Below are 21589 nucleotides of genomic sequence, written 5' to 3'. Positions count from 1 at the left end.
ATTGCTTACAGTTTGTAATCCTTAATTCTGTTTATTATGAGAATAACTCTTGGCAACACGCTACCTCCTTATCCGGATTTTGTAGAAGGTATCCGGAGAGCTCCCGACCGTGGTTATACACTTACCCCGGCGCAGACCATCACAGCTTTAAAAAACGCTTTGCGTTATATTCCCTCCGAGTGGCACGAACAACTGGCTCCTGAATTTATGGAAGAACTACGCACTCGCGGGCGGATTTACGGATACCGTTTCCGTCCTGCCGGAGACTTGAAAGCAAAGCCGATTGATGAATATCAGGGGCAATGTATTGAAGGCAAAGCCTTTCAGGTAATGATTGACAATAACCTTTGCTTCGATATAGCCTTATATCCCTACGAACTTGTTACTTATGGTGAAACCGGGCAAGTTTGCCAAAATTGGATGCAATATCGACTGATTAAGCAATATCTGGAAGAACTTACCCAGGAACAGACACTGGTTATTGAATCCGGACATCCATTGGGGCTTTTCCGCTCCCGTCCCGATGCTCCCCGCGTTATAATTACCAATTCGATGATGATCGGACAATTCGACAATCAACATGATTGGCATATTGCCGCCCAGATGGGAGTTGCCAATTACGGACAGATGACAGCTGGTGGTTGGATGTATATCGGTCCTCAAGGCATTGTGCATGGCACTTTCAACACCCTCCTGAATGCCGGACGATTGAAACTCGGAATTCCACAAGACCAAGATTTGCGGGGACACTTATTTATTTCTTCCGGTTTGGGAGGAATGAGTGGTGCACAACCTAAAGCAGCCGAAATAGCAGGAGCAGTCTCCATCATAGCCGAAGTAGATCGTTCACGCATTGAAACACGCTACCGCCAGGGATGGGTAGGGCATGTGACTGCAGATATCATAGAAGCATACCGGATGGCAACTGAAGCAATGCGACGTCGTGAACCTTGTTCCATTGCCTATCATGGAAATATAGTAGACCTGCTCGAATATGCCGAGCGCGAAAAGATTTTGATCGAACTATTATCCGATCAAACCTCCTGTCACGCCGTTTACGAAGGCGGATACTGCCCAGCCGGACTGACTTTCGAGGAACGCACACGCCTTCTTCACGAATCGCCGGAGCAATTCCGTCACTTGGTAGACATATCTCTGCGCCGTCATTTCGAAGTCATCAAGAAATTGGTAGCCCGCGGAACTTATTTCTTTGATTATGGAAATTCTTTTATGAAAGCCATATACGATGCCGGAGTAAAAGAAATCTCCTATAATGGTGTTGATGAAAAAGACGGATTTATCTGGCCAAGTTATGTCGAGGATATTATGGGACCCCAACTCTTTGACTACGGCTACGGTCCGTTCAGATGGGTTTGCTTGAGTGGCAAACACGAAGATCTGATAAAAACAGACCATGCGGCTATGGAATGTATCGACGTCAACCGGCGCGGACAGGATCTTGACAACTACAATTGGATACATAATGCAGAAAAGAATCAGCTCGTGGTGGGTACACAGGCACGTATTCTGTATCAGGATGCAGTTGGGAGAATGAACATTGCCCTCCGTTTCAATGAGATGGTTCGCCGGGGTGAAGTAGGCCCTATTATGCTGGGACGAGACCATCACGACGTAAGCGGTACGGATTCTCCTTTCCGGGAGACGTCGAATATCAAAGACGGAAGTAATGTGATGGCAGATATGGCTGTGCAATGTTTTGCCGGAAATTGTGCCCGTGGAATGAGTCTGGTAGCCTTACACAATGGAGGTGGCGTCGGCATTGGTAAAGCAATCAATGGCGGTTTTGGTATGGTATGCGACGGTAGCGAACGGGTAGATGAAATACTTCGTTCGGCAATGCTTTGGGACGTAATGGGAGGAGTAGCCCGCCGTTCGTGGGCGCGTAATCCGCATGCGATGGAAACGAGTGAGGCATTTAATGAGTCCCATGCTGGAGATTATCAGATAACAATGCCGTATGTGGCGGACGAAGAATTAATAAAGAAGATGGTTACATCTATTGTGGGAAAGTAGTCTCACAATATAAGAGAAAACATTCCCATAATATGAGGGAGTAAATTCCCACAATATATGGAACAGTTTAAACATGCGGTTATTTTGAATAAACCATGTGGCTATTTGATGTAAAACATATAGTTATTCAGTAAAGTATAACCTCTATAATAATAGATATTTGGTATGAGTTGGAATAAGATTATTGAATGCGTCCCCAATTTTAGCGAGGGACGTGATTTGGAGAAAATAGATCAGATAGTAGCCCCTTTCCGTGCTAAAGCCGGAGTAAAACTGCTTGATTATAGTAATGATGAAGACCATAATCGTCTGGTCGTCACACTTGTGGGAGAACCGGAAGCACTGTATGAAGCAATAGTTGAAGCCGTCGGTGCAGCTGTCTGTTTGATCGACCTGAATCAGCACACCGGGCAACATCCTCGTATGGGAGCGGTAGATGTGATCCCTTTCATCCCGATTAAGAATACCAGTATGGAAGAAGCCATCGAACTCTCTAAAAAAGTAGCAGCGAAAGTTGCGGAGCTATATAATCTTCCCGTCTTCCTGTATGAAAAGTCCGCTACTGCGCCACATCGGGAAAATCTCGCCTCCGTTCGTAAAGGTGAATTTGAAGGAATGGCCGAAAAGATCAAACTACCCGAATGGCAACCTGACTTCGGACCTGCTGAACGACATCCGACCGCAGGTACCGTAGCAATCGGAGCCCGTATGCCACTCGTAGCCTACAATATTAATCTAAGTACAGATAATCTGGAGATAGCCACTAAGATTGCGAAAAGTATCCGCCATATCAATGGAGGACTTCGTTATGTAAAAGCAATGGGGGTGGAACTGAAAGAGCGAAACATTACCCAAGTATCCATTAACATGACCGACTATACCCGTACCGCACTTTACCGTGCCTTCGAATTAGTACGTATCGAAGCCCGTCGTTACGGTGTTACGATTGTAGGTAGCGAAATAATCGGCCTTGTACCGATGGAAGCTTTGATTGATACCGCTTCCTACTATCTCGGACTCGAAAACTTTACCATGCAGCAAGTTCTCGAAGCTCGTATCATGGAATAGTCAATAAGAAAATAAAATGAATCACAATTGCTTTATGGCAAACATCATTCTAAAAAACGTGCTATTCATATCTCCATTTATTATATGAACTAATTATGATGAACTATTTATGAGTGAAAACCTAATCATATTTAACGCCCGTATCGTAACCCCCATCGGCTTTTCCGCCCGTAAAGGAGAGGAAATGTCTCAACTGCAAATCATAGAAAACGGAACCGTGGAAGTGACCAAAGGAATCATTACTTACGTTGGTGAAAACCGTGGTGAAGACCGGGATGGTTACTACCAGCACTATTGGCATTATAACGCTCGCGGACATTGCCTTTTACCCGGTTTCGTCGATTCCCATACCCATTTTGTATTTGGTGGAGAACGTTCCGAAGAATTCTCCTGGCGTCTGAAAGGCGAAAGCTATATGTCAATCATGGAGCGGGGAGGGGGAATTGCAAGTACCGTAAAAGCCACCCGGCAAATGAACTACCTTAAACTTCGTTCAGCCGCCGAAAGCTTCCTGAAGAAGATGAGTACTATGGGAGTAACCACCGTAGAAGGTAAAAGTGGCTATGGCCTGGACCGGGACACAGAATTACTACAACTAAAAGTAATGCGCAGCCTGAATAACGCTGAGCATAAACGCGTCGATATAGTCTCCACTTTCCTCGGCGCCCATGCCCTTCCCGAAGAATATGCAGGGAGAAGCGACGAATACATCGACTTCCTGATTCGTGAAATGCTTCCCCTTATCCATTCCGGTAAGTGGGCAGAATGTTGTGATGTCTTTTGCGAACAAGGTGTTTTTTCTATCGAACAATCCCGTCGCCTGCTTCAGGCAGCCAAGGAGCACGGTTTCATATTGAAACTCCATGCTGATGAAATCGTTTCCCTCGGTGGGGCCGAACTGGCAGCCGAACTGGGAGCACTATCTGCTGACCACCTCCTGCATGCTTCCGATGCCGGCATCCGTGCAATGGCTGATGCCGGAGTTGTGGCTACCCTGTTGCCTTTGACAGCTTTTGCCCTGAAAGAACCCTACGCACGAGGTCGTGAAATGATTGACGCCGGTTGTGCTGTGGCACTCGCTACCGACCTGAATCCCGGCAGTTGTTTCTCCGGTTCCATCCCGCTGACCATTGCTTTGGCCTGCATCTATATGCAAATGAGCATCGAAGAAACCATCACCGCCCTGACCCTGAACGGAGCCGCCGCCCTTCAACGAGCCGACCGTATTGGAAGTATCGAAGTTGGCAAACAAGGCGATTTCATCATTCTCAATTCCGACAACTATCATATTCTACCTTATTATATAGGCATGAACTGTGTAATCATGACTATTAAAGGCGGCATGTTATATCCCGTCGCTTAATAGTTACCCCACTCATTCATTAATCACTTAAAACTGAATACCATGTTAGCAGATTTAACCGTAAAAGATTTCTTAGATAAAGTAGCTTGCAGTGACCCTGTGCCCGGTGGTGGCAGTATTGCCGCTTTGAATGGAGCACTGGCTTCCGCGCTTTCCACGATGGTGGCACGGCTCACCGTAGGAAAAAAAGGATACGAAGCCAGTGAAGAAGTAATGCAACACGCACAAACAATCACACTCCGCTTACTGGACGAATTTATTGCACTTATTGATAAAGATTCCGCTGCCTACAACGAAGTCTTTGCCTGCTTCAAACTTCCTAAAACAACCGACGAAGAGAAAGCTGTCCGAAGTGCCGCCATTCAGGAAGCAACCAAACAAGCTGCCCTCGTCCCGTTAGAAGTAGCCCGCAAAGCACTGGATATGATGTCCGTCATAGCAGATGTTGCCCGTTTGGGTAACCGTAATGCCGTCACAGACGCCTGTGTAGCCATGATGTCTGCCCGTTCCGCCGTATTGGGAGCCTTGCTGAATGTTCGTATTAACCTCGGTTCGCTCAAAGACAGAGATTTTGTCCTCCAGCTGCAAACCGAAGCCGATGCCATCGAGCAAACCGCCTGTCAGAGAGAAAAAGAATTGTTGGATGCCGTAAATCAAGACCTGCGCGTATGAGTAAGAATGTATACCATATCGGTTCCGGAGCACTGACCTTCGAAATCATCGAACGAATTATAAACGAAAACCTGAAACTGGAACTAGCCCCCGAAGCCAAGTTACGCATCCAGAAATGCCGTGACTACCTCGACCAAAAAATAGCTTCTTCCGAAGAACCATTATACGGCATAACAACAGGTTTCGGCTCTCTATGCACTAAAAATATATCTCCCGATGAACTGGGAACCCTCCAGGAGAACTTGATAAAAAGCCATGCTTGCAGCGTAGGCGAAGAAATCCGCCCCGTCATCATCAAACTGATGATGCTTCTCAAAGCCCACGCCCTCTCATTGGGACATAGCGGCGTACAAGTTATCACCGTGCAACGCATCCTCGATTTTTTCAATAATGACGTCATGCCAATTGTCTACGACCGCGGTTCCCTTGGAGCCTCCGGCGACCTGGCACCGCTCGCCAATCTTTTCCTTCCTCTGATAGGTGTCGGTGATGTTTACTATAAAGGAAAAAAGTGCGAAGCCATCAGCGTACTCGACGAGTTTGGCTGGGAACCGGTCAAACTAATGAGCAAAGAAGGACTAGCCCTGCTGAACGGCACCCAATTTATGAGTGCCAACGGTGTGTTTGCTATGCTCAAAGCCTTTCGCCTCTCGAAAAAGGCCGACCTGATAGCCGCCCTTTCCCTCGAAGCCTTTGACGGCCGTATCGACCCGTTTATGGACTGCATCCAGCAAATCCGTCCCCATCAGGGACAGATTGAGACAGGCGAAGCCTTCCGCAAACTACTGGCAGGCAGCGAACTAATCGAACGCCACAAGGAACATGTGCAAGATCCCTATTCCTTCCGCTGCATCCCACAAGTACATGGCGCCACCAAAGATGCCATCCGCTACGTTGCCTCCGTACTGCTGACCGAAATCAATTCCGTCACGGACAACCCCACCATCTTCCCCGATGAAGACCGGATCATCTCCGGTGGAAACTTTCACGGGCAACCGCTTGCCATCTCTTATGACTTCCTCGCCATCGCCCTGGCCGAATTGGGAAATATCTCCGAACGCCGTGTCTCCCAACTGATTATGGGACTCCGTGGACTACCTGAATTTCTCGTAGCCAACCCCGGTCTGAACTCCGGCTTCATGATTCCCCAGTATGCCGCCGCCTCCATGGTCAGCCAGAATAAAATGTACTGCTATGCAGCTTCTAGCGATTCCATAGTCTCCTCCAACGGACAGGAAGACCATGTAAGCATGGGTGCCAATGCCGCCACCAAACTCTATAAAGTGATGGACAACCTGGAACATATCCTTGCCATCGAACTGATGAACGCCGCACAAGGCATCGACTTCCGCCGCCCGCAGAAAACCTCTCCCGTTCTTGAGCGTTTCCTCCATGCCTATCGGAAAGAAGTGCCTTTTGTAAAAGATGACATTGTGATGTACAAGGAAATACATAAAACAGTCGCCTTCCTGAAGAGGACACAGATTGAATACTGACAATAAATTGACCCTTTTTTGCTTTTCGTTAATAATGGTGACTGTTATTGCCGGGTAAGTGTCGATTCTTATCGATATTTATCCGGCATTTATTGGCTCCCATCTCTTCTATTAGCGATAAAACTTTACTTCCTATATTCCCTCCTTTTACCTTTCCTTTGTGTTTGTTCCAAATTTCCTATTAACACTTGTTTTCATTTCACTCTATTGAATGATAATAAATCCCAAATGGACTATAAATAGCTGGAAACTTAATTTGTTAATTGAGTTTTCTATATATCTTTGTTCCGTTTTTCCTTTGGAAATGAAGAGAAAACGAAAACTGCATTTTAATAAAATAGAAAAACGGATGATGACAGAGCATGGAAAGGACGCTTCCCAACGGGTAGAGTTAAGAGAACGGATCATAACGGCGGCAACAGAAGCTTTTACTTCAAAAGGCATCAAGAGTATTACAATGGATGACATTGCAGCAGCATTAGGAATTTCCAAACGTACGCTCTACGAAGTCTTTTCGGATAAAGAATCGTTGTTGAAAGAATGCATACTGAAGGCACAGGCAGACAGAGACAAGTATTTGCAGAAAGTCTTTGAACAGTCGCACAATGTGTTGGAAGTGATACTTGCAGTCTTTCAGAAAAGCATTGAGATGTTTCATCAGACGAACAAACGCTTTTTTGAAGACATTAAGAAATATCCCAAAGTATATGAGATGATGAAGAATCGGCAGGACAGCGATTCGCAGAAAACGATGTCCTTCTTCAAGACGGGAGTAGAGCAGGGTATCTTTCGTCCGGATGTGAACTTCGCTATCGTTAATTTGCTGGTACGAGAGCAGTTTGACGTACTTCTGAATACGGATATCTGCAATGAATATCCTTTCATTGAAGTGTACGAATCCATCATGTTTACTTATATACGCGGCATCTCCACCGAAAAAGGAGCAAAGGTACTGGAAGACTTTATACAAGAATATCGTAAGAACCGCATCGCAGATTAGAGCAAGAGTGAGGTTTTATTGACAAACAAGTAAGATTAAATTAGAAATTCAGTTTATGAACAAGATGAAAAGATTGGCAGGTAAGAAGATTCTTCTGGTAGCTGTGGCACTCTGTGCATTTGGTTTTGCAAAGGCGCAGGACACACAGGCGGAGAAGAATATACTAACCTTAACCTTAGACAAAGCCCTGGAAATTGCATTGGATGAGAATCCGACAATAAAAGTGGCAGAAGAAGAAGTTGCATTAAAGAAAGTTGCCAGCAAAGAAGCCTGGCAAAGTCTGTTGCCGGAGGCTAGTATTGCCGGTTCAGTAGACCATACCATTAAAGCGGCTGAAATGAAATTGAACGATATGTCGTTCAAGATGGGACAAGACGGTACGAACACCGCGAATGCAGGGTTGAGTATTAATCTGCCACTCTTTGTGCCGGGCGTTTATCGTGCCATGTCGATGACAAAGACGGATATTGAACTGGCAGTAGAGAAGTCACGCGCTTCCAAACTGGATCTCGTGAATCAGGTGAGCAAGGCTTATTATCAGTTGATGCTTGCGCAGGACAGCTATGAAGTGCTTCAAGGCAGTTATAAGCTGGCAGAAGATAACTACAATGTAGTGAATGCCAAATATCAGCAGGGAACCGTGAGCGAATATGACAAGATCAGTGCGGAAGTGCAGATGCGCAGTATTAAACCGAACTTGATTTCGGCAGCTAATGCGGTGACTTTGGCTAAGTTGCAGTTGAAAGTCCTGATGGGCATCACAGCCGATGTGGAGATAAAGATTAACGATAGTCTGACCAACTATGAGACGGCGATGTTTGCCAACCAGTTGAGAGAAGAAAATGTAAATCTGGACAACAATACCACCATGAAGCAGTTGGACTTGAACATGAAGTTGCTTGAAAAGAACGTAAAGTCTTTAAAGACAAACTTTATGCCGACTCTTTCAATGAGTTTCTCCTATCAATATCAATCACTGTATAATCCGAATATCAATTTTTTCAATTACAACTGGAGCAACAGTTCCAGCCTGATGTTCAATCTTAGTATACCTTTATATAAGGCAAGTAACTTTACGAAAGTGAAATCCGCCCGTATACAGATGCGCCAGCTCGATTGGAACCGTATCGATACGGAAAGACAATTGAATATGCAGATTGTCAGTTGTCGCAATAATATGAGTGCCAGCACAGAGCAGGTAGTCAGCAACAAGGAAAATGTGATGCAGGCAAAGAAAGCGGTAGTGATTGCCGAAAAACGTTATGATGTAGGTAAGGGCACGGTGCTCGAACTGAACAGTTCCCAAGTGTCGCTGACACAGGCGCAACTCACCTATAATCAGTCCATATACGATTACCTGGTTGCTAAGGCAGACCTCGATCAGGTTCTGGGAAAAGAATAAAGATAGACAACTAAAAAATTACAATTAAGGAATATGAAAAGAAGTATCCAATTGGTAGCCCTGCTGTTAACTGTGTTTATGGGCTCATGTACAGGTGGAAAAGACAAAGCGGCTGCGGAACATGTGGACGCGAAGCCCATTGTGAAGCTGGCAGACGTAAAAGCCCGTCCCGTAGATCAAATACAAGATTACACAGCGACGGTGGAAGCTGAAGTAAAGAATAATATAGCCCCTTCGTCTCCCGTACGTATTGACCAGATTTTTGTGGAAGTGGGCGACCGCGTATCCAAAGGCCAGAAACTTGTGCAGATGGATGCAGCCAACCTGAAACAGACGAAGCTGCAACTAGATAATCAGGAAATAGAATTCAACCGTATCGACGAATTATATAAAGTGGGCGGTGCGTCCAAATCAGAGTGGGATGCTTCGAAGATGCAACTCGATGTGAAGAAAACCGCTTATAAGAATCTGCTGGAGAATACCTCTTTGCAAAGCCCTATCAACGGTGTGGTCACTGCACGCAACTATGATAATGGCGATATGTACAGCGGTGGAGAACCCGTACTTGTAGTAGAACAGATCACTCCGGTGAAACTCCTGATTAACGTGTCCGAAACCTACTTCACGAAAGTGAAAAAAGGTACCCCCGTCGATGTGAAACTCGATGTATATGGCGATGAAGTATTTACAGGAACCATCAATCTGATTTACCCTACCATAGATGCTACTACCCGTACATTCCAGGTAGAGATCAGACTGGATAATAAAGACCAGCGTGTGCGTCCGGGAATGTTTGCCCGTGCGACATTGAACTTCGGTACAGCAGAAAACGTCGTTGTTCCCGATTTGGCAATCGTTAAGCAGGCAGGTTCCGGCGACCGTTATGTATTCGTTTATAAAGACGGTAAAGTATCTTATAATAAGGTCGAACTGGGTAGACGCATGGGTACGGAGTATGAGTTGAAATCCGGTGTACCGGATAACTCACAGGTGGTAGTTGCCGGACAGTCACGTTTGGTGAACGGTATGGAAGTAGAGGTGGAAGCCTCTTCCCAGTCTTCTTCCAAATAAGAGGTGTTCAGTACCTTTCGCCCGATGCTTTTATTAATTAACCTGATTTCAAAACGATCTTCCGGCTCCCTCTTTTGGGGAGAGGAGCGGGGAGAGGCTTTTAAATAAAATAACATGAGTTTATACGAAGGTGCGGTTAAGAAACCGATTATGACCTCCCTCTGCTTCCTGGCAGTGGTGATTTTTGGTCTTTTCTCTTTGTCCAAGTTACCTATCGACTTGTATCCGGACATTGACACGAATACAATCATGGTAATGACCGCTTATCCCGGAGCAAGTGCTTCGGATATAGAAAATAATGTGACTCGCCCGCTCGAAAATACGTTGAACGCGGTGAGCAACCTGAAACATATTACCTCCCGTTCTTCCGAGAATATGTCATTGATTACATTGGAGTTCGAGTTTGGTAACGATATTGACGTTCTGACCAATGATGTGCGTGATAAACTCGACATGGTAAGTTCGCAGCTTCCCGATGATGTCGAGAATCCGATCATCTTCAAATTTAGTACGGACATGATTCCGATCGTGCTGCTTTCCGTACAGGCCAATGAAAGTCAGTCAGCGCTTTATAAGATATTGGACGACCGTGTGGTAAACCCGCTGGCACGTATTCCGGGAGTCGGAACCGTGTCTATCAGTGGTGCGCCGCAACGTGAGATTCAGGTCTATTGCGACCCCAATAAACTGGAAGCCTATCACCTGACTATCGAAACAATCAGTTCCATTATCGGCGCCGAGAACAAGAACATTCCCGGTGGTAACTTCGATATTGGTAGCGAAACATACGCGTTGCGTGTAGAAGGTGAGTTCGATGATTCCCGACAGTTGGCAGATGTAGTGGTAGGTACGCATAATGGGGCAAATGTCTTTTTGCGTGATGTAGCCCGAATTGTCGATACCGTGGAAGAACGTGCACAGGAAACCTATAACAATGGTGTGCAAGGTGCTATGATTGTTGTTCAGAAGCAGTCGGGAGCCAATTCGGTAGAAATCTCCAAGAAAGTGGCCGACGCATTGCCGAGGCTTCAGAAGAACCTGCCGAGTGACGTGAAGATTGGTGTCATTGTCGATACCTCCGACAACATTTTGAACACCATCGACAGTTTGACGGAAACCGTTGTTTATGCCTTGCTCTTCGTTGTCATCGTCGTGTTCCTTTTCCTGGGACGTTGGCGTGCAACATTGATTATCTGTATCACCATTCCGCTTTCGTTGATTGCCTCGTTCATTTACCTGGCTGTTAGTGGAAATACGATTAATATCATCTCGCTTTCGTCGCTTTCTATCGCTATCGGTATGGTGGTGGATGATGCGATTGTGGTACTTGAAAACGTAACGACCCATATCGAGCGTGGCTCCGATCCGAAACAGGCAGCCGTGCACGGAACCAATGAGGTGGCAATTTCTGTAATCGCTTCTACGCTGACTATGATTGCCGTGTTCTTCCCGTTGACAATGGTAAGCGGTATGTCCGGTGTACTTTTCAAACAGTTGGGTTGGATGATGTGTGCCATCATGTTTATTTCTACGGTCGCTGCACTATCTTTAACTCCGATGCTTTGTTCCCAGTTGCTTCGCTTGCAGAAGAAACCGTCGAAGATGTTCAAGCTCTTCTTTACTCCGATAGAGAAAGCGCTCGACGGGCTCGATACCTGGTATGCGAAGATGCTGAACTGGGCTGTACGTCATCGTCCGATTGTTATTGTGGGATGTATTGCTTTCTTCATTGTCAGTTTGCTGTGTGCAAAGGGCATCGGTACGGAGTTCTTCCCGGCACAGGATAATGCTCGTATTGCTGTACAGTTGGAGCTTCCGATTGGTACACGAAAAGAGATAGCACAGGAACTTTCGGAGAAATTAACCAACCAATGGCTGACGAAATATAAAGACATCATGAAAGTCTGCAACTACACCGTCGGGCAGGCTGACTCCGATAATACTTGGGCATCTATGCAGGACAACGGTTCGCATATTATCTCGTTCAACATCAGTTTGGTTGATCCGGGCGATCGTGATATCACTTTGGAAGCAGTCTGTGATGAGATGCGTGAAGATTTGAAAGCCTATCCGGAATTCAGTAAAGCACAGGTAATTCTCGGTGGTAGTAACACGGGTATGTCCGCACAGGCAAGTGCCGACTTTGAGGTTTACGGATACGACATGACAATGACCGATAGCGTAGCCGCTCGTCTGAAACGTGAATTGCTGAAAGTAAAAGGTGTGACCGAGGTAAATATCAGTCGTAGTGATTACCAGCCGGAATATCAGGTAGACTTCGACCGTGAAAAACTGGCGATGCATGGCTTGAATCTTTCAACAGCCGGTAACTATCTGCGTAATCGTGTCAATGGTGCGGTAGCATCTAAATATCGTGAAGACGGAGATGAGTATGATATCAAAGTGCGTTATGCGCCCGAATTCCGTACAAGTCTGGAGAGTCTCGAAAATATTCTCATTTACAATGCGCAAGGACAATCCGTTCGTGTGAAAGACGTCGGAAAGGTAGTCGAACGTTTCGCGCCTCCTACCATCGAACGTAAAGACCGCGAACGTATCGTGACCGTTTCCGCAGTAATCTCCGGTGCTCCGTTGGGCGACGTAGTAGCTGCCGGTAATAAGGTGATAGATAAAATGGATCTTCCGGGAGATGTCACCATTCAGATTTCCGGTTCATACGAAGACCAGCAGGATTCGTTCCGCGATTTGGGAACGCTTGCCATCCTGATTGTTGTGCTTGTATTTATCGTGATGGCAGCACAGTTCGAGTCACTGACCTATCCGTTCATTATTATGTTCTCCTTGCCGTTTGCTTTTAGCGGTGTCTTGATGGCACTATTTTTTACGAACAGTACATTGAGTGTCATGAGTTTGTTGGGAGGTATCATGTTGATTGGTATTGTGGTGAAGAATGGTATCGTGCTTATCGACTACATTACCCTTTGTCGCGAACGTGGACTGGCAGTGTTGAACTCTGTAGTAACCGCTGGTAAGAGCCGTCTCCGTCCCGTATTGATGACCACTGCCACTACCGTTCTTGGTATGATTCCGATGGCTATCGGTGGCGGTCAGGGTTCTGAAATGTGGAGTCCGATGGCGATTGCCGTAATCGGTGGTTTGACGATCTCTACTGTTTTGACATTGATTTTGATCCCTACTTTATATTGTGTATTTGCAGGAACAGGTATTAAGAACCGTCGTCGTAAGCTCCGTCGTCAACGTGAATTGGATGTTTACTTCCAGGCGAATAAAGACAGTATTATTAAGAAATAATAAAGAAAAGAAATATGAAATCAGTATTGATAACATTCGATCAGGCTTATTACGAACGAATCATGGCATTACTCGACCGTTTGGGTTGTCGTGGCTTTACATACCTTGAGAAAGTGCAGGGACGTGGTTCGAAAACAGGCGATCCGCATTTCGGAAGCCATGCTTGGCCAAGTATGTGCTCGGCTATCTTGACGGTAGTAGACGACAGCAAAGTCGATCCGTTGCTCGACACCTTGCATATAATGGACTTGGAAACCGAACAATTAGGTTTGCGTGCATTTGTGTGGAACATTGAACGGACGATCTGACCGATGTCCGGCATGTAAATAAGTAAAAAGGGAGAATCTCATAAATAATGTAGATTCTCCCTTCTTTTTTATTGCTTTTCTCTATCTTTGCAGCCTGAAAATGTCCGGCACCGATGAAGGCCTCCTCCGGCACCGATGAGGAGATGGTTCGGCACCGAGGAAGAGGTAGCTCGGCACCGGGTAAAAACAAGAACTAAAATAGTGCCTATATCTACTTGTAAAGATGGAGATAATAAAGAATTATTTGAAATATTCGTTGTGGTTCGTACTGATTGTGTTTGCAGTCTTACTCGGGCTTCATTGGCTTCCGGCGCTGACTATTGACGGGCACACGATGAGGCGTGTAGACCTTTTGAGCGACCTTCGTTATCCGGAATCAGAGACTGCCGCAGCTGATTCGGACAGCATCCCTTTGCCTCCTGTTGTAAAACCTGCCTTTGTAGATACCTGTCGTACAGGTATGACTTGCATTGAAGATTACAGTGATTCCACTCTCCGGGGGATGACTCCTTTTTATAAAGCACTTGACCGTGTCTCTTCCGATGACTCCGATGACAAACAGGTGCGTATTGCCGTATTCGGAGATTCCTTTATCGAAGCGGATATCTTTACGGCTGACTTACGCGAAATGCTTCAGAAACAATTCGGCGGTTGTGGTGTAGGTTTTGTTACCATCACTTCCATGACAAGCGGTTACCGTCCTACGGTGCGACATACGTTTGGCGGATGGTCCAGTCATGCGGTAACAGACAGCGTCTATTTCGATAAGAAGAAACAAGGCATATCCGGTCATTATTTCGTTCCCCGCAACGGAGCTTATGTAGAACTGCGCGGGCAAAATAAATATGCCTCCCTGCTCGATACTTGCCAGCGTGCCTCCATCTTCTTCCATAACAGAGACTCCGTTCTCCTTTCTGCTCGTGTGAACAAAGGAGAAAACAAGAATTATTCATTAGGCCCTTCCGACGGATTGCAGCAAATTCAGGTAGACGGACGCATCGGCTCTATCCGTTGGACAGTAGACCGTGCAGACTCTACATTGTTCTATGGTTTGGCAATGGATGGAAAGAAAGGAATCATTCTCGACAACTTCTCGTTGCGTGGCAGTTCCGGTCTTTCTCTGCGGGGCATTCCTTCACAGATGTTGAAACAGTTTAACCGCCAACGTCCTTACGACCTCATTATCCTCGAATATGGTTTGAATGTAGCTACCGAACGGGGACGCAATTATGATAACTATCAAAAAGGACTGCTCACAGCTATCGAGCATTTGAAAGAATGTTTCCCACAAGCAGGAATCCTGTTGTTGAGCGTCGGCGACCGTGATTCTAAAAACGAGAACGGTGAACTTCGTACCATGCCCGGTGTGAAGAATCTGATTCGTTATCAGCAGAACATTGCAGCCGAAAGCGGCATCGCCTTTTGGAATATGTTTGAAGCAATGGGCGGAGAAGGCAGCATGGCAAAACTGGTGCATGCCAAACCTTCTATGGCAAATTACGATTATACGCATATAAACTTCCGTGGCGGCAAGCATTTGGCGGGACTACTTTATGAAACGATGATCTATGGTAAGGAACAATACGACAGGAGGCGTGCTTATGAGCAAGAATAATCTGCAGTCTGTCTTTATTCTTATTCTCGCCGGTATGTTGAGTGTTCCTTGTTTCCTTGCAGAAGCAATCGCGCAAGACCGTATCCCTGTATGTCCTCCACTGGGAAAGACCGCAAAACTTATAAAGCCTTTACGGGAAATGAACTGGGCGAATGATACGATCACTGTACAAATATCCTTCCCTTCAGCTTTCCGCGAAACCGGTCGGAATGAGATTATTGACAGTATCGCTCTGCTAGCTCCCGTCTTCGAACATCTTCGCCAGGTGCGTGCCGGACTCTCCGAAGATACAGTCCGTATCGTTCATATTGGCGACAGCCATGTACGTGGACATATCTACCCTCAAACCATCGGTGCCCGTTTGACAGAAACTTTCGGTGCTGTTTCTTATATAGATAAAGGCGTCAACGGAGCTACTTGCCTTACCTTTACCCATCCGGATCGTATTGCCGAAATTGCCGCCCTGAAGCCCGAATTGTTGATTCTCTCTTTCGGAACCAATGAAAGCCATAACCGGCGTTATAATATAAATGTGCACTACAATCAGATGGATGAACTGGTGAAACTGTTGCACGACAGTCTTCCTAACGTACCTATTCTTCTGACTACCCCTCCCGGTTCTTATGAAAGTTTCCGGCAACGAAGGCGTAGACGCACGTATGCCATCAATCCACGTACAGCAACAGCAGCGGAAACCATTCGTCGTTATGCAAAAGACCATCGTCTGCTCGTGTGGGATATGTATGAGGTAGTCGGAGGGAAGCGTCGTGCCTGCACGAACTGGACAGACGCAAAACTGATGCGCCCCGATCATGTACATTATTTACCCGAAGGATACATCCTGCAAGGAAATTTATTATACCAAGCACTTATCAAAGCATATAATGACTATGTTTCCCATTGATATAGATTTCAGTAGACTGAAAGAGGTACTTACCTACGATCCGCAAGCGCCAATGATATTCAGCAGCGGTATCTTCCTTTGGTTGTTCGTTGCTTTCATGGTGGTGTATGTGTTGTTACAACGCAAATACACCGCCCGTATCATGTTTGTTACTCTCTTCTCCTATTATTTTTACTATAAGAGTAGCGGCACCTATTTTTTCCTGCTTGCCATAGTCACCGTTGCCGACTTTTTCCTTGCGCAACTAATGGACCGTGCAGAGGGCTATTGGAAACGTAAAGGATTGGTCGCTTTGAGTTTGGGAGTTAACTTAGGACTTCTTGCCTATTTCAAATATACCAATTTTCTGGGTGGAGTGATTGCATCATTGATGGGAGGAGAATTTACCGCTCTCGATATATTCCTGCCGGTTGGTATCTCCTTCTTCACTTTCCAGTCGCTAAGCTACACCATTGATGTTTACCGAAGAGACATAAAACCATTGACCAATCTTTTGGACTATGCCTTTTACGTATCTTTCTTCCCCCAGTTGGTGGCAGGACCTATCGTGCGTGCCCGCGACTTTATTCCGCAAATCCGGAAACCCTTATTCGTCTCGCAGGAAATGTTCGGGCGCGGAATTTTTCTGATCGTTTCCGGTCTTTTCAAGAAAGCTATCATATCCGATTATATCAGCATCAACTTTGTGGAACGTATTTTTGATAACCCTACTCTTTATTCCGGTGTTGAGAATCTGATGGGAGTCTATGGTTATGCTTTGCAGATTTACTGTGACTTTTCTGGATATAGCGACATGGCTATCGGTATCGCCTTATTGTTAGGTTTCCATTTCAATCTCAACTTTAATTCACCTTATAAGTCTGCCTCTATTACGGAATTTTGGCGTCGTTGGCACATATCTTTATCCAGTTGGTTAAAAGATTATTTATACATTTCTTTGGGAGGAAACCGAAAAGGTAAATTCCGGCAATATCTCAACTTGATAATTACCATGTTCTTGGGCGGTCTGTGGCATGGTGCCTCCTGGAACTTCGTTCTTTGGGGAACTTTTCATGGAGTAGCTCTGGCATTACATAAAATGTGGATGTCTATCACCGGGCGTAAGAAAGGAGAGGAAAGTCACGGTTGGCGGCGTGTGTTTGGAGTGATTATCACTTTCCATTTCGTCTGCTTCTGCTGGATTTTCTTCCGTAATGCCGATTTTCAGAATTCAATGGATATGCTGGGACAGATATTCACTACTTTCCGTCCGCAACTGTTCCCGCAATTACTAGAAGGATATTGGAAAGTATTTGCGTTGATGTTGCTTGGCTTCCTGCTTCATTTTGCTCCTGATAGTTGGGAAAATGTAGCTTGTCGAGGAGTGATCCGTTTGCCGTTCCTAGGAAAAGCAGTATTGATGGTCGCTTTGATTTATCTGGTTATTCAGATGAAGAGTTCGGAAATTCAACCGTTTATTTATTTCCAGTTCTGATTGGTTGTATGGTTAATGTGGCATCCTGCTTTTAATTAGAGTATTCTTTTTAATATTCGACTAAAGCTGTAATTGGAATATTTTTCCTTACTTTGTGAAAGGAAAATATAAACATTCTGTTTTATGGAAAACTCTTTTAGTTATCAGCCGGCAGCCGGACGCTACGAACGGATGCCCTATAAATATTGTGGCAAGAGCGGCTTGCAGTTACCTTTAATCTCTTTGGGGTTGTGGCACAACTTCGGTAGTGTGGACAATTTCGATGTAGCAACCGACATGATTAAGTATGCGTTCGATCATGGTGTCACCCATTTCGACCTGGCAAACAATTACGGTCCTGTTCCCGGAAGTGCTGAAACCAATTTCGGACGAATCTTGCGAGAGAACTTCCAGGGTTATCGGGATGAAATGATCATCTCTTCCAAAGCCGGACATGACATGTGGGCTGGCCCTTATGGCGGAAATAGCTCTCGTAAAAATCTGATGGCGAGCATTGACCAAAGTCTCCGTCGGACAGGGTTGGAGTATTTCGATATCTTTTATAGCCATCGTTATGATGGAGTTACTCCGGTCGAAGAAACCATTCAGACATTGATTGATATCGTGAAACAAGGGAAAGCGCTGTATATCGGAATCTCCAAATATCCTCCCGAACAAGCACGTATGGCCTACGAAATGATGACAAAAGCCGGTGTTCCCTGTCTCATCAGCCAGTATCGGTATAGTATGTTCGACCGTGAGGTGGAGGCCGAAACACTTCCGCTGGCAGCAGAATATGGTTCCGGTTTCATCGCTTTTTCTCCTTTGGCGCAAGGACTGTTGACAGATAAATACTTGAATGGTATTCCGGAAGGCTCTCGTGCCGCACGTTCTTCGGGTTTTCTCCAGCTTTCGCAAGTGACGCCTGAAAAGGTAGAAGCCGCCCGCCAGTTGAATGAAATAGCCCTCCGACGTGGACAAACACTTGCTGAAATGGCACTGGCATGGGTATTGAAAGACGAACGGATGACTTCGGTGATTGTGGGCGCAAGCTCTGTCAACCAGTTAGCCGACAATTTAAAAGCGTTGGATCATTTGGAGTTCTCGGCAGATGAGTTGAAAGAGATCGAACAGATTTTACCTGAATAATTTCAGTCTGAATCGTATGCTGATTTCACCTTATTATTGAAAATGATAAGGTGAAGTCATCTATTTTAAGGATGCTCCTGTCCAGTCATATACATATTTCCAAGATTTAACCATGCGATTGCATCTCCTCTGGCTGCTGCTATTTTAAAATATTCAAAAGGTTTTTAAAGTCACTAGCATCTATATCATTTAATAACAAAAGAATGGAATATTATTGAGTAAGAAAACAGAAAAGTGTTAGGAATGCTCGAAAAAAATATATACATTCGTATAATATTCACCTTAAATACTTGTGATATGAAGCAATTAACTGTAGTATTCGCTCTGTTGTGTATTTTTGCTTGTAGTAGCGAAGATATTGTAAGTACCGTTGAGGAATCTGTAAAGCCGGCTAATGAAGTGGCTATACAAACTGTTAATTTGCTTGATAGCCTTGAAATTATGGATTATATTTATAGCATTATTGGACCGATGGCTAAGACACGATCAAATCTACCAGGGGGAGGGTATATTCTTCCTGATAATTGGGATTCTCAATTAACAGATGAACAGCGCGAATTGATCAGGAACTCTTTCCCACGACCTCTCTTTTCTGCTGAAAGGAATGCTTTAAGGAAATCGTTTCCTTTAGTTGAATATTCCAATACAGTTGTTATGAATTATCCGTCATCTGGATATAATTGTTTTGCCTATTCGTTGGGGTTTAATAATAAGTGGATAGAGTTTAGTACTTGGGATCAAGTAAGATATGGATATGAAAATGCGAGTTCCGTGTATCATGCCGCTTATGATTACATGAAAGGGGCAACCTCAATATCAAGATACTATCCTGTAGTTTGGGGTTGGGGAAATACCCCTCTGCATGCATCTCTTGGAGGTAGTCCCCATTGCGAGGCACCTTATTCTAAGATGGGGCGTATGTGGCTATTGTGGCACCTTGTAAGTGTGTTTTCTAATGGAATGTATGGAGTTCCTGTGGAAACCTATGGGGCAGTTTCTCCTACCCGTAGTCTAAGTGAAATAGATGCTAATGCAATGAAAGAAATAAGTGAGGATATTCACGAAAATATAATCTTCTCACCGGATGAGTTGATGATGATTGCTAGAAAAGTAAAAACATGTAGAGATAGTTCAAGGTTTGAATCTCTGTTTAATGAATGGAAGGAAGCATGGCATTACTCGCTTAGTAATAACACTGCTACTACAAGAAATTTACCTCAATATGCCGATTTAAAGGCTATGGGAAAAGAAATCATTCCATTATTGATTGAGAAGATGGTAACAGAAGAGGATAATTTCTTTGCAATAAGATTGTATGAAGATCTACAAGATAATCCTAATCTGATAATACGATATGCGAACGATGATCCACACCAACTTGAAGGATTACAACAAACAACCAAAAAAACTATAAAGAAGTGGTTAGAATATAATTCCAATTAAAGTTATCTTGGGAATGATAGGTTGTTGGATATTGCGTATACCTTTAAATTAAGAATATCGGCTCAAATTGGGCCGATATTTGAATATAAATATTCAAGAAATGGGATATCAATAATAATAGAGATAAGTCTGTTTTTAGGATCTTTTGCTGGAGTGTTTCTCGTTTGATTTTACTGTGAAAAACTTATTTGTAGTCTTAATCGAAAAATGAATTTTTGAGGTAAAGAAAATATGAATAATATTTCTCTGCTTTTGAAAGAACTGAATGTCATATGTGAGGATTATGAACGTAGGGAAAACTTACTGAATACTTTCAGTTCACATCGGATATACATCGTATGATTTATACCATAAATACAGTTGAGGACTGTCATCATCAGATACGGAAAGTGACAAAAAAACAAGGGCGTGTTCCCTAACAACACCGCCCTTAAAAAACTGTTTTACCTCGCTTATCGCAATATATGTAAGAAATGGACCATGTCATACTGGCTAACTGGGGAGCTAGTGCACGACAACTGGCGATAAAATTTGTAGATAGGTTTAAAATGTTGCAATTTTACGTCCGTTGGGACGGGTAGTCCTGCTCCTTGGCGCTGGCCGTTCACCGACCGATGAGATTGAATGAGAATAAAGCATACATAGTTTAATTTACACATCTCCCTGCCTGGTGAATGATTCCTCTTGTTCTTTTCTTCTGCAAACGATTTGGTTCTTAATCAAATTCCGTGCTAGTAAAGCTCATTGAAAGGCCGATGGATAAAGGGATATCGGCATATTAGAAATAACAAATAAATTATCCAAACTATATGCATCTTAAAGTACTCCAGAATAGCCATGAATAAGGTAATTGAACATAAATAAGTAGCACGGAATTTGATTAAGAACCAAATCATTTCTAGTGGCGCTGCGTCGCTGAATATCCTGTATTCTGCTGGTCATGCCCAATTAACCATTCCAATTAATCCATCCCCTTTAATAATCCCCTTTAATAATCTCCTTTTGTAATGTCCCTTTGTGGTATATCCCTAGTATTCTTTTTACATTTCGTTCTTTTTCTTGCTTTCTTTCTATATCATCTTCTTGTCTCTTTCTTCCTGTTGTCTTTTTCTCAGCTGTAATTCGACTGTAATTTTGTTATTTCTTTCTTCTGCATCTTTTTCTCTTTTGCGTGCGCCTACGCGCCCGCGTGTGATATAATAATGTGTCTCATGTGTACCGTTTCCGCCCCCAATCCACTCATGATAAAAAAAATATGTTCTACAACATCATTATCCTTCAGCACTTTAGCAGATTCTTTCAAAAAAACTTCGAAAAAAGAGTTTAATATATTTGGAT

At 44.4% G+C, this 21589-nt stretch carries 15 protein-coding genes and 1 pseudogene; all 16 read left to right on the top strand.

The genetic code is table 11. The features are described from left to right. Window positions 1–36: 36 nt before the first annotated feature. Window positions 37–2034 carry a urocanate hydratase gene (locus BSCG_RS06370; RefSeq protein ID WP_004310876.1) on the top strand — a complete coding sequence of 666 codons (1998 nt, stop codon included), beginning with the start codon at window positions 37–39 and terminating at the stop codon, window positions 2032–2034. Between the two features lie 165 nt (window positions 2035–2199). Further along, window positions 2200–3102 carry a glutamate formimidoyltransferase gene (gene ftcD / locus BSCG_RS06375; RefSeq protein ID WP_004323668.1) on the top strand — a complete coding sequence of 301 codons (903 nt, stop codon included), beginning with the start codon at window positions 2200–2202 and terminating at the stop codon, window positions 3100–3102. A gap of 109 nt (window positions 3103–3211) precedes the next feature. After that, window positions 3212–4465, top strand: coding sequence for an imidazolonepropionase (gene hutI / locus BSCG_RS06380; protein ID WP_004310874.1), 1254 nt, complete (start codon window positions 3212–3214; stop codon window positions 4463–4465). A gap of 42 nt (window positions 4466–4507) precedes the next feature. After that, on the top strand, window positions 4508–5137 hold the full coding sequence (locus BSCG_RS06385; RefSeq protein WP_004310872.1) for a cyclodeaminase/cyclohydrolase family protein: 630 nt from the start codon (window positions 4508–4510) through the stop codon (window positions 5135–5137). Further along, entirely contained in the window at window positions 5134–6633 is a 1500-nt protein-coding gene (hutH, locus tag BSCG_RS06390) for a histidine ammonia-lyase (RefSeq protein WP_004296315.1), read from the top strand. Before BSCG_RS06385 ends, hutH begins: the two co-directional genes overlap by 4 nt. A 349-nt stretch (window positions 6634–6982) precedes the next feature. Beyond that, window positions 6983–7633, top strand: a complete 651-nt coding sequence (locus tag BSCG_RS06395) for a TetR/AcrR family transcriptional regulator (RefSeq protein WP_022199293.1) — start codon at window positions 6983–6985, stop codon at window positions 7631–7633. Window positions 7634–7688: 55 nt separating this feature from the next. Further along, window positions 7689–9035 (top strand): TolC family protein, encoded by a 1347-nt coding sequence (locus tag BSCG_RS06400; protein WP_008776905.1) that lies wholly within the window; start codon window positions 7689–7691, stop codon window positions 9033–9035. A 33-nt stretch (window positions 9036–9068) separates the two neighbouring features. After that, entirely contained in the window at window positions 9069–10106 is a 1038-nt protein-coding gene (locus tag BSCG_RS06405; RefSeq protein ID WP_008645763.1) for an efflux RND transporter periplasmic adaptor subunit, read from the top strand. A gap of 114 nt (window positions 10107–10220) precedes the next feature. Beyond that, window positions 10221–13379 carry an efflux RND transporter permease subunit gene (locus BSCG_RS06410; protein ID WP_008776903.1) on the top strand — a complete coding sequence of 1053 codons (3159 nt, stop codon included), beginning with the start codon at window positions 10221–10223 and terminating at the stop codon, window positions 13377–13379. Between the two features lie 14 nt (window positions 13380–13393). Beyond that, entirely contained in the window at window positions 13394–13687 is a 294-nt protein-coding gene (locus BSCG_RS06415; RefSeq protein ID WP_004313472.1) for a PG0541 family transporter-associated protein, read from the top strand. A 223-nt stretch (window positions 13688–13910) separates the two neighbouring features. Beyond that, complete coding sequence (locus BSCG_RS06420) at window positions 13911–15302, top strand: SGNH/GDSL hydrolase family protein (protein WP_008776902.1); 1392 nt, start codon at window positions 13911–13913, stop codon at window positions 15300–15302. Continuing rightward, window positions 15289–16206: an SGNH/GDSL hydrolase family protein gene (locus tag BSCG_RS06425; protein WP_008776901.1), complete on the top strand. Its 918-nt coding sequence runs from the start codon at window positions 15289–15291 to the stop codon at window positions 16204–16206. The genes BSCG_RS06420 and BSCG_RS06425 overlap by 14 nt, the downstream gene beginning before the upstream one ends. After that, on the top strand, window positions 16193–17680 hold the full coding sequence (locus BSCG_RS06430) for an MBOAT family O-acyltransferase (protein ID WP_008776900.1): 1488 nt from the start codon (window positions 16193–16195) through the stop codon (window positions 17678–17680). The genes BSCG_RS06425 and BSCG_RS06430 overlap by 14 nt, the downstream gene beginning before the upstream one ends. Before the next feature lie 123 nt (window positions 17681–17803). After that, entirely contained in the window at window positions 17804–18808 is a 1005-nt protein-coding gene (locus tag BSCG_RS06435; RefSeq protein WP_004315332.1) for an aldo/keto reductase, read from the top strand. A 243-nt stretch (window positions 18809–19051) separates the two neighbouring features. Next, window positions 19052–20251 (top strand): hypothetical protein, encoded by a 1200-nt coding sequence (locus tag BSCG_RS06440; protein WP_008016308.1) that lies wholly within the window; start codon window positions 19052–19054, stop codon window positions 20249–20251. Between the two features lie 296 nt (window positions 20252–20547). Continuing rightward, window positions 20548–20832 (top strand): annotated as a pseudogene (locus tag BSCG_RS30585) (transposase); the annotation flags it as partial. Window positions 20833–21589 lie beyond the last annotated feature (757 nt).

This window comes from Bacteroides sp. 2_2_4 (assembly GCF_000157055.1).
Lineage (GTDB): Bacteria > Bacteroidota > Bacteroidia > Bacteroidales > Bacteroidaceae > Bacteroides > Bacteroides ovatus.
This window is presented reverse-complemented; position numbering and strand designations above follow the sequence as displayed.